The 13,813-nt window shown below is 69.5% G+C and carries 10 protein-coding genes; all 10 read right to left on the bottom strand.

Annotated features, from left to right (window positions below; translation table 11 throughout):
• Positions 1–6 precede the first annotated feature (6 nt).
• Positions 7–477 carry a 30S ribosomal protein S7 gene (rpsG, locus tag AB0B39_RS14930; protein ID WP_007465317.1) on the bottom strand — a complete coding sequence of 157 codons (471 nt, stop codon included), beginning with the start codon at positions 475–477 and terminating at the stop codon, positions 7–9.
• A 1-nt stretch (position 478) separates the two neighbouring features.
• A complete protein-coding gene (rpsL, locus tag AB0B39_RS14925; protein ID WP_007465318.1) occupies positions 479–853 on the bottom strand; it encodes a 30S ribosomal protein S12 in 375 nt (124 codons plus the stop codon).
• A 478-nt stretch (positions 854–1,331) separates the two neighbouring features.
• The gene (locus tag AB0B39_RS14920) at positions 1,332–1,712 is read right to left on the bottom strand and encodes a hypothetical protein (protein ID WP_357574730.1); all 381 of its coding nucleotides are present in this window, start codon (positions 1,710–1,712) and stop codon (positions 1,332–1,334) included.
• Positions 1,713–2,310: 598 nt separating this feature from the next.
• Positions 2,311–2,679: a hypothetical protein gene (locus AB0B39_RS14915; protein WP_357574575.1), complete on the bottom strand. Its 369-nt coding sequence runs from the start codon at positions 2,677–2,679 to the stop codon at positions 2,311–2,313.
• A gap of 93 nt (positions 2,680–2,772) precedes the next feature.
• A complete protein-coding gene (locus AB0B39_RS14910; RefSeq protein ID WP_357494499.1) occupies positions 2,773–6,660 on the bottom strand; it encodes a DNA-directed RNA polymerase subunit beta' in 3,888 nt (1,295 codons plus the stop codon).
• Positions 6,661–6,740: 80 nt separating this feature from the next.
• Positions 6,741–10,172 (bottom strand): DNA-directed RNA polymerase subunit beta, encoded by a 3,432-nt coding sequence (locus AB0B39_RS14905; RefSeq protein ID WP_234583441.1) that lies wholly within the window; start codon positions 10,170–10,172, stop codon positions 6,741–6,743.
• Positions 10,173–10,745: 573 nt separating this feature from the next.
• On the bottom strand, positions 10,746–11,129 hold the full coding sequence (rplL, locus tag AB0B39_RS14900) for a 50S ribosomal protein L7/L12 (RefSeq protein WP_007465324.1): 384 nt from the start codon (positions 11,127–11,129) through the stop codon (positions 10,746–10,748).
• A 52-nt stretch (positions 11,130–11,181) separates the two neighbouring features.
• Positions 11,182–11,730 carry a 50S ribosomal protein L10 gene (rplJ, locus tag AB0B39_RS14895; protein WP_007465325.1) on the bottom strand — a complete coding sequence of 183 codons (549 nt, stop codon included), beginning with the start codon at positions 11,728–11,730 and terminating at the stop codon, positions 11,182–11,184.
• 339 nt (positions 11,731–12,069) lie between these two features.
• Positions 12,070–12,759, bottom strand: a complete 690-nt coding sequence (locus AB0B39_RS14890) for a hypothetical protein (RefSeq protein ID WP_357574574.1) — start codon at positions 12,757–12,759, stop codon at positions 12,070–12,072.
• Entirely contained in the window at positions 12,756–13,616 is an 861-nt protein-coding gene (locus AB0B39_RS14885) for an ABC transporter ATP-binding protein (RefSeq protein WP_357574573.1), read from the bottom strand. Before AB0B39_RS14885 ends, AB0B39_RS14890 begins: the two co-directional genes overlap by 4 nt.
• Positions 13,617–13,813 lie beyond the last annotated feature (197 nt).

Genomic DNA, 13,813 nt, shown 5'->3' with positions numbered 1-13,813 from the left:
AGGGTGTTACCAGCGGTAGTGCGCGAAGGCCTTGTTGGACTCGGCCATCTTGTGCGTGTCCTCGCGCCGCTTGACGGCGGCACCGAGGCCGTTGCTCGCGTCCAGCAGCTCATTCATCAGCCGCTCGACCATGGTCTTCTCGCGACGGGCGCGGGAGTAGGTGACCAGCCAGCGCAGGCCCAGGGTGGTCGCCCGGGTGGGGCGGACCTCGACCGGAACCTGGTAGGTGGCGCCACCGACACGACGGCTGCGCACCTCGAGGGTCGGCTTGACGTTGTCCATCGCCCGCTTGAGGGTGACGACCGGGTCGGTGCCGGACTTCTCGCGGCAGCCCTCGAGGGCCGCGTACACGATCGACTCGGCGAGCTGACGCTTGCCGCGGAGCAGGATCTTGTTCACCAGCTGGGTGACCAGCGGCGAGTTGTACACCGGGTCAGCGACCAGTGGCCGCCGCGGAGCGGGTCCTTTACGCGGCATGTCAGCTCTTCTCCTTCTTCGCGCCGTAACGGCTGCGCGCCTGCTTGCGGTTGCGGACACCCTGGGTGTCCAGCGAGCCGCGGACGATCTTGTAACGCACGCCGGGGAGGTCCTTCACCCGGCCGCCGCGAACGAGCACGATCGAGTGCTCCTGCAGGTTGTGACCGACGCCCGGGATGTAGGCGGTCACCTCGATCTGGCTGCTGAGCTTCACACGAGCGACCTTGCGCAGCGCGGAGTTCGGCTTCTTCGGAGTGGTGGTGTACACGCGGGTGCACACGCCGCGCCGCTGGGGGGACCCCTTGAGCGCCGGGGTCTTGGTCTTGGTCGTCTTGGCCTGACGGCCCTTTCGGACCAGCTGCTGGATGGTGGGCACCGGGTTTCTCCGCTCCCTTCGGCCGCTGCACGCGGCCGCGCCGTCTGCTCGTTAGCCGGCCTGATGACCGGCTCTCCTACATTCCGACCAGGGTCACCTTGCGGAGGCCCCGGCACCCGCGGTCGGGCGTGTCGCCCAACTCACGGTCCCGGTGCGGACGCTTTCGCAGGCGTACCGGGTTTCTGTCACCGGCACGCGGATCGCCCCGCCCCGGATCTCTGGCTTGTCGTGCCGCCGTCCGGAATCCGGAACCAGCGCACGCACGAGTTGCCCGGGCACGCCCGGGCACAAGGGGAAAGAGTACCTACCACAGCCGCCCAGGTCAAAACGGAATGGGTCGGCGACTGTCTCACACTCGCCGGCCGGATCTCGTCCCGCCTCGTCGCCCGCGATGGGCACCTACGGACACAAGTGTACCGGCTTCCCCGCCGGACCACCCGTCGCCCCCGGGCAGGCACCGCAGACCCGGTGCACGGCCTCACGTCAGGGTGATCAGCAACGCCAGACCCAGACCCAGCAGGCTGAGCAGCGCACCCGCCGCACCGCAGCTGATGCCCGCCACCGCCAGCCCGCGCCCGGTGAACCGTACCGCCGACGGCGCGGCCGGCCGGCCGATCTGCCGCCGGCCCAGCAGACCGATGACGATTGCCGCCACCCCCGCCAGGACCCCCAGCACGGTGAAGGCGCCGGACGCCCAAACGCCCCCGTCGTTGCCGAAAGCCACCCCGAAACAGATCACCAGGAGCGAGACCAGGATCGACGCGATGCCCGCCACCAGCGCCCCGGTCGCCAGTCCGGAGGTGACCGGCGGCACATCCAGGTGCACCACGCCGAACGGCGTGCCCGGCACCGCCTCCACCCGCTTCGGCGGCCGCCGCTGGTCGTCGGTGGGCGGAGGCACCGGTCGGGCGGGAGCCACACCCCACCCGGGCGACTGGCCCTGCGCCGGCTGACCCCAACCCCCGGGCGTACCAGGCCCCGACGGCGGCTGACCCCAGCCGGGCGGCGTACCGACCCCCGACTGCGGGTGCCCCCAACCCCCCGGCGCACCAGGCCCGGACGGCGGCTGACCCCATGCCTGCGGCAGCGGCGCCCCGGAAGCGGGATGGGGCTGGCCGTGCCCGGGCGGATAGACCCCGCCCCACTCGGCAGTGGGCGGACCCCACGCGGGCGCGGGCGGCGCACCCCAACCCGACGGAGGCGTACCCGGATCGGGAACGTCGGCGGGTGGGGCGGGCTGCCCGTCCTGATCGGGTTGCGCCCGGTCGTTCGGTGCGGAGGGGGCCGGGCTCGCGGCCGGCGCGTCGGGATGCCCCGCCGGCTCATCCGCCGGGGGCCGCGCCGGTTCCGTCACGAGGTCCTCCTGTCGACAGGGCCGCCAATCGCCGCGCGGCGGACACCGGCCAGGCTACCGCCGCAAGCGGCGCCGTTCGCGCTGGGCGTGGCCGGTGGAACGGTCAGTCCATGTTCGCCGGGTAGTCGTGGCCGAACGGCGTGCCAGCCACCCGAACCACCCCGATCACCACGGCGACGACCACGCTCACCGCGACCAGCCCGAGGCCGATCCAGGCCAACCGCTCCCCCCGCCGCAGCCAGACGCCGCCGGTCAGGAAACCCCCCGAGGCGTACGCCTCCCGGCGGGCCTGGCGGGCGAGTTGCAGCGCGACCGTCGCCGGCACCACCCCGCCGATGAACAGCCCGGTCAGCATGCCGAGCAGCCCCAGCGCGAACACCGCGCGCGCCTTTGTGGCACGGGCCGGGTCCGGATCCAGCGGGTGACGCAGGCCCTGGGACGCGACGGACACCTGTCCGGGTGCGGTCGTCATGCCTCCATCATGCCCAACCCGGTCGACGGGCGGGTCGGTCCGGACACGACGAGGCCCCCGGCAGGTGCCGGGGGCCTCGTCGGTGTTCAGTGCTTAGCGGTACGACCCGAAGTCGAAGTCGTCCAGCGGCACAGCCTGCCCGCTGGCCGGCCCGAACCCGTAGTCGGTCTCCGGGTAGCCGGTCATCGAGTAGACCTTGGCCTTGGCCTCCTCGGTCGGCTCGACCCGGACGTTGCGGTACTTGCTGATGCCCGTACCGGCCGGGATGAGCTTACCGATGATCACGTTCTCCTTGAGGCCGACCAGCGAGTCGCTGCGCGAGTTGATCGCAGCGTCGGTCAGCACCCGGGTGGTCTCCTGGAAGGAGGCCGCGGAGAGCCAGGAGTCGGTGGCCAGCGAGGCCTTGGTGATACCCATCAGCACCGGACGGCCGGCGGCGGGCTCGCCACCCTCCGACACGAGTCGGCGGTTCTCCGACTCGAACAGCGCCCGGTCGACGAGCACACCCGGCAGGAACTCGGTCGAGCCGGAGTCGATGACCGTCACCCGCTTGAGCATCTGGCGGATGATGATCTCGATGTGCTTGTCGTGGATGAGCACACCCTGCGAGCGGTAGACCTCCTGGACCTCACTGGTCAGGTGGACCTGGACCGCCCGCGGACCCATGATCCGCAGCAGCTCGTGCGGGTCGATGGTGCCCTCGGTCAGCTTCTCGCCGACCGCGACGTGACCGCCGTCGTGGGTCCGGAGCTTGACGCGCTTCGAGATCTTGTCGTACACGATCTCGTCGCTGCCGTCGTCCGGCACCACGATGATCTTCCGCGAGCGCTCGCCGTCCTCGATCCGGATCCGACCCGGGGTGTCGGCGATGGGCGCCTTACCCTTCGGGACCCGAGCCTCGAAGATTTCCTGGACACGCGGCAGACCCTGGGTGATGTCCTCACCCGCGACACCACCGGTGTGGAAGGTACGCATCGTCAGCTGCGTGCCCGGCTCACCGATGGACTGGGCGGCGATGATGCCGACAGCCTCACCGATGTCGACCGACTTGCCGGTCGGCAGCGAACGGCCGTAGCAGGCCGCGCAGACGCCCAGCTTCGACTCGCAGGTGAGCACGCTGCGCACCCGGACCGTCTCCACGCCGGCGGCGACGATCTTGTCGACCCCGATGGAGTTGATGTCCTGGCCGCGCTCGGCCACCACGGTGCCGTCCGGCCCCTTGATGTCGTCGGCCAGGGTCCGGGCGTGCACGCTGGTCTCGGCGTGGGTGTGGACGACGAGCTTGCCGTCCAGCTTCTCGCCGATCTGCATCGGGATCGCCCGGTCGGTGCCGCAGTCCTCCTCGCGGATGATCACGTCCTGCGAGACGTCCACCAGACGACGGGTCAGGTAACCCGAGTCGGCGGTCCGCAGGGCGGTGTCCGCGAGACCCTTACGGGCACCGTGCGTGGAGATGAAGTACTCCAGCACGGACAGACCCTCCCGGTAGCTGGCCTTGATCGGCCGCGGGATGATCTCGCCCTTCGGGTTGGCCACCAGACCACGGATCGCCGCGATCTGCCGGAGCTGGAGCAGGTTACCGCGGGCACCCGAGTTGATCATCTTCCACAGTGGGTTCTCCTGCGGCAGCGCGGTGTCCATCTCCTTGGCGACCTCGTTGGTCGCCTTGGTCCAGATCTCGATGAGTTCGCCGCGACGCTCCTCGGCGGTCATCAGACCACGCTGGTACTGCTTGTCGATCCGGTCGGCTTCCTTCTCGTACTTCGCCAGGATCTCCGCCTTACGCGGCGGAGCGATGACGTCCTCCATGCCGATCGTCACGCCGGACCAGGTGGCCCAGTGGAAACCGGCCTCCTTGAGCCCGTCCAGAGTGGCGGCCAGCGCCACCTTGGGGAAGCGCTCGGCGAGGTCGTTGACGATCGCGGAGAGCTGACCCTTGCGGATCTCGTAGTTCACGAAGCGGTAGCCCTGCGGCAGCGTCTCGTTGAACAGCACCCGGCCCAGGGTGGTCTCCACGGTCAGCGGGTCACCCTCGACCCAGCCCTCCGGGGCGGTCCACGCCTCGGAGCCAGAGCCGTTGTCGACACCGACCACGCCACGCAGGCGGATCTTCACCGGCGCCTGCAGGTGCAGCTCGCCGTTGTCGAACGCCATCCGCGCCTCGGCGTCCGAGCTGAACGCCCGGCCCTCGCCCTTCTCACCGGCGGTGAGGTGGGTGAGGTGGTAGAGGCCGATGACCATGTCCTGCGTGGGCATGGTGACCGGCTTGCCGTCGGCCGGCTTGAGGATGTTGTTCGACGACAGCATCAGGATCCGCGCCTCGGCCTGGGCCTCGGCGGACAGCGGCACGTGCACCGCCATCTGGTCACCGTCGAAGTCGGCGTTGAACGCGGTGCAGACCAGCGGGTGGATCTGGATCGCCTTGCCCTCGACCAGCTGCGGCTCGAAGGCCTGGATGCCCAGGCGGTGCAGGGTCGGCGCCCGGTTGAGCAGCACCGGGTGCTCGCCGATGACCTCTTCCAGCACGTCCCACACGACCGGGCGCTGACGCTCGACCATCCGCTTGGCGGACTTGATGTTCTGCGCGTGGTTGAGGTCCACCAGCCGCTTCATCACGAAGGGCTTGAACAGCTCCAGCGCCATCTGCTTGGGCAGACCGCACTGGTGCAGCTTGAGCTTCGGGCCGACCACGATGACCGAACGGCCCGAGTAGTCGACGCGCTTGCCCAGCAGGTTCTGGCGGAACCGGCCCTGCTTGCCCTTGAGCATGTCGGACAGCGACTTGAGCGGGCGGTTACCCGGGCCGGTGACCGGCCGGCCGCGACGGCCGTTGTCGAACAGCGCGTCGACGGCCTCCTGGAGCATCCGCTTCTCGTTGTTGACGATGATCTCGGGTGCGCCGAGGTCGATCAGCCGCTTGAGGCGGTTGTTCCGGTTGATCACACGCCGGTACAGGTCGTTGAGGTCCGAGGTCGCGAAGCGGCCACCGTCGAGCTGCACCATCGGGCGCAGGTCCGGCGGGATGACCGGGACGCAGTCCAGCACCATGCCGAGCGGCGAGTTGCGAGTGTTCAGGAACGCCGCCACGACCTTGAGCCGCTTGAGCGCCCGGATCTTCCGCTGGCCCTTGCCGGACCGGATGGTCTCCCGCAGGCTCTCGGCCTCGGCGTCGAGGTCCATGTTCTGGACCAGCGCCTTGATCGCCTCCGCGCCCATGGAACCGGTGAAGTACTCACCGAACCGGTCGCGCAGCTCGCGGTAGAGCAGCTCGTCGGTGACCAGCTGCTTCGGCTCCAGCTTGCGGAAGGTGTCCAGCACCTCGTCCAGGCGGTCGATCTCGCGCTGGGCCCGGTCGCGGATCTGGCGCATCTCGCGCTCTCCGCCCTCCTTGACCTTGCGCCGGACGTCCGCCTTGGCACCCTCGGCCTCAAGCTCGGCCAGGTCGGCCTCGAGCTTGGCGGCCCGCTTCTCGATCTCCGAGTCGCGGCTGTTCTCGGACTGCCGCTTCTCGGCCAGGATCTCGTTCTCGATCGTCGAGAGGTCACGGTGACGCGACTCGGCGTCCACGCTCGTCACGACGTACGAGGCGAAGTAGATGATCTTTTCGAGGTCCTTGGGGGCGAGGTCCAGCAGGTAGCCCAGCCGACTCGGAACGCCCTTGAAGTACCAGATGTGGGTCACCGGAGCGGCGAGCTCGATGTGCCCCATCCGCTCACGACGGACCTTGGAGCGAGTCACCTCGACGCCGCAGCGCTCACAGATGATGCCCTTGAACCGGACGCGCTTGTACTTACCGCAGTAGCACTCCCAGTCCCGCTGCGGACCGAAGATCTTCTCGCAGAAGAGTCCGTCCTTCTCCGGCTTCAGGGTGCGGTAGTTGATCGTCTCAGGCTTCTTGACCTCGCCGTGCGACCACTGACGGATGTCGTCGGCGGTGGCGAGACCAATGCGCAGCTCGTCGAAGAAGTTGACGTCGAGCACTCTGTCCCCTATGTCGTCGTCTGTACTGCTAATTCTCGGGTGGGGTCGGGGGCCGGCGAACCGGCCCCCGACCGCTCACCTCAGACCTCTTCGACCGAGCTCGGCTCGCGCCGGGACAGGTCGATGCCCAGCTCCTCGGCGGCCCGGAACACCTCGTCGTCGGTCTCGCGCATTTCCAGGGCCACACCGTCGCTGGAGAGCACCTCAACGTTGAGGCACAGCGACTGCAGCTCCTTGAGCAGCACCTTGAACGACTCCGGGATGCCCGGCTCCGGGATGTTCTCGCCCTTGACGATGGCCTCGTAGACCTTCACGCGGCCGAGCACGTCGTCGGACTTGATCGTGAGCAGCTCCTGCAGGGCGTAGGCAGCGCCGTACGCCTGCATCGCCCAGCACTCCATCTCACCGAAGCGCTGACCACCGAACTGCGCCTTACCACCCAGCGGCTGCTGCGTGATCATCGAGTACGGTCCGGTCGAACGAGCGTGGATCTTGTCGTCGACCAGGTGGTTGAGCTTCAGGATGTAGACGTAGCCGACCGCGATCGGGTCGGGCAGCGGCTCGCCGGAACGACCGTCGAACAGCTGCGCCTTGCCGGTACGCCCGATCAGCTGCTTGCCGTCCCGGTTGGGCAGGGTCGACTCGAGCAGACCGGAGATCTCCTCCTCGCGGGCACCGTCGAAGACCGGGGTGGCCACGTTGGTGTCACCCTCGGACTCGTGCGCGTCGATCGAGCGGAGCTGACGCTTCCATTCGGCGTCGTCACCCTCGACCTTCCACCCGGTCTTGGCGACCCAACCGAGGTGGGTCTCCAGCACCTGGCCGATGTTCATCCGGCTCGGCACGCCGAGCGGGTTGAGCACGATGTCGACCGGGGTGCCGTCCTCAAGGAACGGCATGTCCTCGATCGGCAGGATCTTCGAGATGACACCCTTGTTGCCGTGCCGGCCGGCGAGCTTGTCGCCGTCCTGGATCTTGCGCTTCTGGGCGACGTAGACCCGGACCAGCTCGTTGACACCCGGCGGCAACTCGTCGCCGTCCTCGCGGGAGAACGTGCGCACACCGATGACCGTGCCGGTCTCGCCGTGCGGCACCTTCAGCGAGGTGTCCCGAACCTCACGCGCCTTCTCACCGAAGATCGCGCGGAGCAGCCGCTCCTCCGGGGTCAGCTCGGTCTCGCCCTTGGGCGTGACCTTGCCGACCAGGATGTCGCCGGGGACGACCTCGGCGCCGATCCGGATGATGCCGCGCTCGTCGAGGTCAGCGAGCATTTCCTCGCTGACGTTCGGGATGTCGCGGGTGATCTCCTCCGGACCGAGCTTGGTGTCCCGGGCGTCGACCTCGTGCTCCTCGATGTGGATCGAGGTGAGCACGTCCTGCTGCACGAGGCGCTGCGACAGGATGATCGCGTCCTCGTAGTTGTGGCCCTCCCAGCACATGAACGCCACCAGCAGGTTGCGTCCGAGCGCCATCTCGCCCTCGTCGGTGCACGGACCGTCGGCGATGACCTGACCGGCCTCGACGCGGTCGCCCTCGAAGACGACCGGCTTCTGGTTGACGCAGGAGCCGGCGTTGGAGCGGCGGAACTTGTGCAGCAGGTACGTCCGGCGGTGGCCGTCATCCTGGTGGATGGTGACGTAGTCGGCGCAGAGATCCTCGATCACACCGCCGACCTCGGCGACAACCACGTCGCCGGCGTCGACAGCGGCCCGGTACTCCATGCCCGTACCCACGAGCGGCGCCTCGGCCTTGACCAGCGGCACCGCCTGGCGCTGCATGTTCGCGCCCATCAGTGCCCGGTTGGCGTCGTCGTGCTCGAGGAACGGGATCATGGCGGTCGCGACCGAGGTCATCTGCCGGGGCGAGACGTCCATGTAGTCGACGGCACCGGGGACGACGTCCTCGGTCTCGCCGCCCTTACGACGGCAGAGCACCCGCTCCTCGGCGAACGTGCCGTCCGCCTTCAGGCGCGCGTTGGCCTGGGCCTTGACGAACCGGTCCTCCTCGTCCGCGGTCAGGTAGTCGATCTGGTCGGTGACCCGACCCTCGACGACCTTCCGGTACGGCGTCTCGATGAAGCCGAACGGGTTGACCCGGGCGAAGGTGGACAGCGCGCCGATCAGGCCGATGTTCGGGCCTTCCGGCGTCTCGATCGGGCACATCCGGCCGTAGTGGGACGGGTGCACGTCGCGGACCTCGAAGCCGGCCCGCTCCCGGGACAGACCACCCGGGCCGAGCGCGCTCAGCCGACGCCGGTGGGTCAGGCCCGCCAGCGGGTTGGTCTGGTCCATGAACTGGGACAGCTGCGACGTACCGAAGAACTCCTTGATCGCCGCCACCACCGGGCGGATGTTGATCAGGGTCTGCGGGGTGATCGCCTCGACGTCCTGCGTGGTCATCCGCTCGCGGACGACCCGCTCCATGCGGGAGAGGCCGACCCGAACCTGGTTCTGGATCAGCTCACCCACGGTGCGCAGACGACGGTTGCCGAAGTGGTCGATGTCGTCGGCCTCGTAGCCGTCCTCACCGGCGTGCAGCCGGCACAGGTACTCCACGGTGGCGACGATGTCGTCCTCGGTCAGCGTGCCGGTGGTGATCGGCACGTCGACTTCCAGCTTCTTGTTGAACTTGTAGCGCCCGACCTTGGCGACGTCGTACCTCTTCGGGTTGAAGAAGAGGTTGTCGAGCAGGGTCTGGGCGTTCTCGCGCGTCGGCGGCTCGCCAGGGCGCAGCTTGCGGTAGATGTCGAGCAGGGCCTCGTCGGCGCCGGCGATGTGGTCCTTCTCGAGCGTGGTCATCATCAGCTCGGACCAGCCGAACCGCTCACGGATCCGCTCGGCCGACCATCCGATGGCCTTGAGTAGGACCGTGACGGCCTGCCGACGCTTGCGGTCGATGCGAACGCCGACCGTGTCGCGCTTGTCGATGTCGAACTCCAGCCAGGCACCCCGACTCGGGATGACCTTGACGCTGGAGAGGTCGCGGTCGGAGGTCTTGTCCGGCTGCTTGTCGAAGTACACGCCCGGGGACCGGACGAGCTGGCTGACCACGACGCGCTCGGTGCCGTTGATGACGAAGGTGCCCTTGGGCGTCATCATCGGGAAGTCACCCATGAACACCGTCTGGCTCTTGATCTCGCCAGTGGTGTTGTTGGTGAACTCCGCGGTCACGAAGAGCGGAGCGCAGTAGGTCAGGTCCTTCTCCTTGCACTCCTCGATCGAGGCCTTGACCTCGTCGAAGCGCGGCGCCGAGAAGGAAAGTGACATGGTGCCGGAGAAGTCCTCAATGGGACTGATCTCTTCAAGGATCTCCGCGAGACCCGAGCGTGCGTGCGGGTCGTCCGCCGACCGGCCCTGCCAAGCCTCGTTGCCGACGAGCCAGTCGAAGGACTCGTTCTGGATGGCAAGGAGGTTGGGGACCTCGAGGTGTTCGGTGATCCTGCCGAATGAAACTCGGCGGGGAGCGAATGCGCTCGACGTACGACTGGTCTTCGCAGGGCGGGAAGCTGCCAAGATGCGTCCTTCCGAGGACCGGTGCTGCAGAACGGCTGGTACGCGTGCACTCCAATGACCCCACCAGAAATATCCGTAAACGGACATTTCCGAGCAGGGGTCAAGTCGGAAGGCAGCGCAAACTAGCAGTGTAGCCGAGAGGCTAACCGCTGTCCAGCCCACCCCGCAGGTCGTTCGCGGAACGCGCCTCGGCCCCCGTAAACCGGGGTCTGCCGGGCCGCTCAGAACGCAACGTCCCCACTGGGCCGCTCGGGTTGCCGCGGCCGTTGGTGCCGCCGCTGTCATTACCCACGTCGTGGCCGTCGCAAGCGCGGTGTCTTGCTGGTGTTCAGCGTGCCTGGCAGCCCGGGGCCGCGTCAAGGGCCGGTATCCGGGTCGTCGGTTCTTTCCCACCTGGGGACGACCGGGTCGGCTCGTCCGGTGGTCGCGCATCGACCATCGACGCCCAGCTCAGGACGGTTGTCGCCCGATCCACGAAACACGGCGGGCAGCGATCCGTGTCGGATCACCGCCCGCCGCGACGCGATCGTGTCCCGGCTCACTGAGCCGGGCACGCGCAGGTGGAACGTCAGGTCACTTGAGGGTGACCTTGGCGCCCTCACCCTCGAGCTTCGCCTTCGCCTTCTCGGCGGTCTCCTTGTTGACCTTCTCCAGGATGGCCTTCGGCGCGGACTCGACCGCGTCCTTGGCCTCCTTGAGGCCCAGGCCGGTCAGCTCACGCACGACCTTGATGACCTGGATCTTCTTGCCACCGTCAGCCTCGAGGACGACGTCGAACTCGTCCTTCTCCGGCTCGGCCTCGGCGGCGGCCGGAGCGCCACCGGCGGCGGCAACCGCGACCGGAGCCGCGGCGGTGACCTCGAAGGTGTCCTCGAACTGCTTCACGAACTCGGAGAGCTCGATCAGCGTCATCTCCTTGAACGCGTCGAGCAGCTCGTCGGTGCTGAGCTTCGCCATATCTGGCGTCCTTTCTAAAGGTTGTCTAAGAACGTGGGTGCGCCGCGCGGCCTCAGGCCGCCTCGGCGCCCTCCTGCTCGCGCTTCTTGTCCGCCAGGGCGGCCGCCGCACGGGCGGCCTTGGAGAGCGGAGCCTGGAACAGGGCCGCGGCCTTGCTCAGGTTGCCCTTCATCGCGCCGGCCAGCTTGGCCAGCAGCACCTCGCGGGACTCCAGGTCGGCGAGCTTCGTGACCTCGGCCGCGGAAATGGCCCTGCCCTCGAAGACACCGCCCTTGATGACGAGCTTCGGGTTGGCCTTCGCGAAGTCGCGAAGCCCCTTCGCCGCCTCGACGACGTCGCCCGAAACGAAAGTCAGCGCGGTAGGACCGGTGAACAGCTCGTCGAGGCCGTTGATACCCGCGTCCGTCGCGGCACGCTTCGCCAGCGTGTTCTTCGCGACCGTGTAGCTGGTCTCGGCGCCGAGCGAGCGCCGCAGCTGGGTGAGCTGGGAAACCGTCAGACCGCGGTACTCGGTCAGCACGGTGGCGCCCGCGTTGCGGAAGCTCTCGGTCAGCTCAGCGACGGCCGTGGCCTTGTCGGCCCGGATCGGCTTGTCCGCCATGTCCCTCCTCTCTCGTTACTCGAGGCTGGTCCCCGAAACGGCCGAAGCCGGAGCGGGGGCGGAGGCAGCACGACAACGAAAAGCCCCGGCGCAGGGCGCACGGGGCGAGGGCCGGCGGATCGTCACGGTCGGCGGACCATGCTCACTGCCGAGTTACGCTTGCCGCCCTACGCGGGTCGCCCGTTGTCGCGGGACCTTCGACCGTGCCGGAGCACGGTGACCAGCGGTCTCTGGGTGGTTCCTCATCCATGGAAACACGGATGACTGTTGAAGAGTACGCGCCCCCACTACGAGCGCCAAATCGCCCCCGGTGAGCCCGCTCACACCGACCGTGGCTGGTCAGCCCTGGGCCCGCCGCCGCCACAGGTAGCCGACGGTGACCGCCGCACTCCACGCCACCGCCCAGAGCGTGAGCCCGAGCAGGGTCAGGGCGGCGGCGTCACCCGCGGTCGTCCGCGCGGTGGCCATGATCGGCGGCACCAACCAGGGCGCCACCGAACCGCGCAGACCGAGCGCCACCGCGCCGACACCGCCGAGGGCCAGCACCGCCACGCCGTACGCGGCGCCGCCCACCGACGCCCGACTGGCCAGCGCGCCCAGAGCAACCGCCGCGGGTACGGCCAGCAGATGCGCCCACAGCCCCAGCGCGATGCCGACCGGCAGCGACCGGTCCCCCGGCTCGACCGGGCCGGTGACCCCGCCCACCAACCAGGGGAAGAGCAGCGCGATCGCCACCGCTACCAGCGCCGCCACGCCGGCCGCCAGGAGTCCGGCCAGGCGCTCCCGGGCCACCCCGACAGTCACCTGGGCAAGCCGGCGCTGCACGTCCGGCTCGATGTCCAGCAGGATCCTGGTCTGCCAGGCGAGCACCGGGAAGAGCACCACTGCCGAGACGCCGTACGCCTCGGCCGGCTGGGACCGGCCGCCGCCGTAGAGCGTGCCGAGCACGACGAGACCCGCGAGCAACGGCGCCAACGCCCGACCCGTCCGCAGGAAACCGGCCAGCCGCATCCGCACCAGGGCGGTCACCGGGCCTCCCCCGCCGCCTGCTCGACCGCGTCCGCGCCCGCGCCCTCGGGCTGGTCGGGAGCCGGTTCGCCCGCCGGCCGCAGCGGTGCGGCAGCGGGTCGGGCCTGTGGTGCGGCGATGGAGGTGTCGGCGCGTACGCGAAGAATCTGGTGGCCCTCGGAGCGCAACCGGGCGACGGTGCTGGCGACCCGCGCGGCCGGAACCGCTACCTCGACCACCGCGATGGCCTCCTCGCCGGTCGCGGCGGTCTCCTCGGTCAGCACGCCTGCGGCCACCGACCAGCGGCGCGCGGCCGGCAGCCGGACCGTCTCCCCGCGGTGGTCGCTGACCAGGACCGTGCCGCCGTCGGCCAGCACCTCGTCGATCAGCTCGGGAACCAGCTCGCGGGTCGTGGCGTCGAGACCCTCCCACGGCTCGTCGAGCACCAGCAGGCCGGGTCGTCGCAGCATGGCCTGGGCGAGACCCACCTTCTGCGCGGTGCCCTTGGACAGCTCCGGAAGCCGCACCGAGCTGAACGCGTCCAGGCCGAGCCGCTGCGTCCAGGTGGTCACCGCCTTATCGGCGGCCGACCGCCCCAACCCGGCCACGCGGGCCATGCCGGTCAGGTAGCGAGAAACGGTGAAGGGCTGGTCGGCCGGAAAGCGCTCCGGCACCCAGCCCACCCGGACCGGCCGGTCGACGACCCGGCCCCGACCCGGCCGCAGCACCCCGGCGGCCACCTGGAGCAGCGTCGACTTGCCCACACCGTTGCGGCCCAGGACGACCGCGACCTCACCCGGACCGATCCGCACGTCCACGTCCCGCAGCACCCACGGACCACGCCTGTGGTACCGCAACCAGACGTTCTCCAGCCGCATGCGGTCGAGCTTGCCACACCACAGACGCGCCGGGGGGGGGGGGGCCGGGCGGGGGGGGGGCCCCCCCCCCCCCCCCGGGGGGGGCCGGGGCGGGGGGGGGGGGGGGGTGGGGGGGCGGGCGGGCCGGTGGGGGGAGGCCGGGGAAGTTGTGGCCCGCCGCCTAACCCGCCCCCGCCCGCGGGAGGAACACCCCCCAC

This window comes from Micromonospora sp. NPDC049114, assembly GCF_040648635.1.
In the GTDB taxonomy this organism is placed as follows: Bacteria; Actinomycetota; Actinomycetes; order Mycobacteriales; family Micromonosporaceae; genus Micromonospora.
This window is presented reverse-complemented; position numbering and strand designations above follow the sequence as displayed.

Bases quoted from the DNA above. Each gene is read 5' to 3' on its own strand.
- rplJ (WP_007465325.1), bottom strand. From the start codon at position 11,730: ATGGCGGACAAGCCGATCCGGGCCGACAAGGCCACGGCCGTCGCTGAG.
- rplL (WP_007465324.1), bottom strand. From the start codon at position 11,129: ATGGCGAAGCTCAGCACCGACGAGCTGCTCGACGCGTTCAAGGAGATG.
- AB0B39_RS14885 (WP_357574573.1), bottom strand. From the start codon at position 13,616: ATGCGGCTGGAGAACGTCTGGTTGCGGTACCACAGGCGTGGTCCGTGG.
- rpsG (WP_007465317.1), bottom strand. From the start codon at position 477: ATGCCGCGTAAAGGACCCGCTCCGCGGCGGCCACTGGTCGCTGACCCG.
- AB0B39_RS14915 (WP_357574575.1), bottom strand. From the start codon at position 2,679: ATGACGACCGCACCCGGACAGGTGTCCGTCGCGTCCCAGGGCCTGCGT.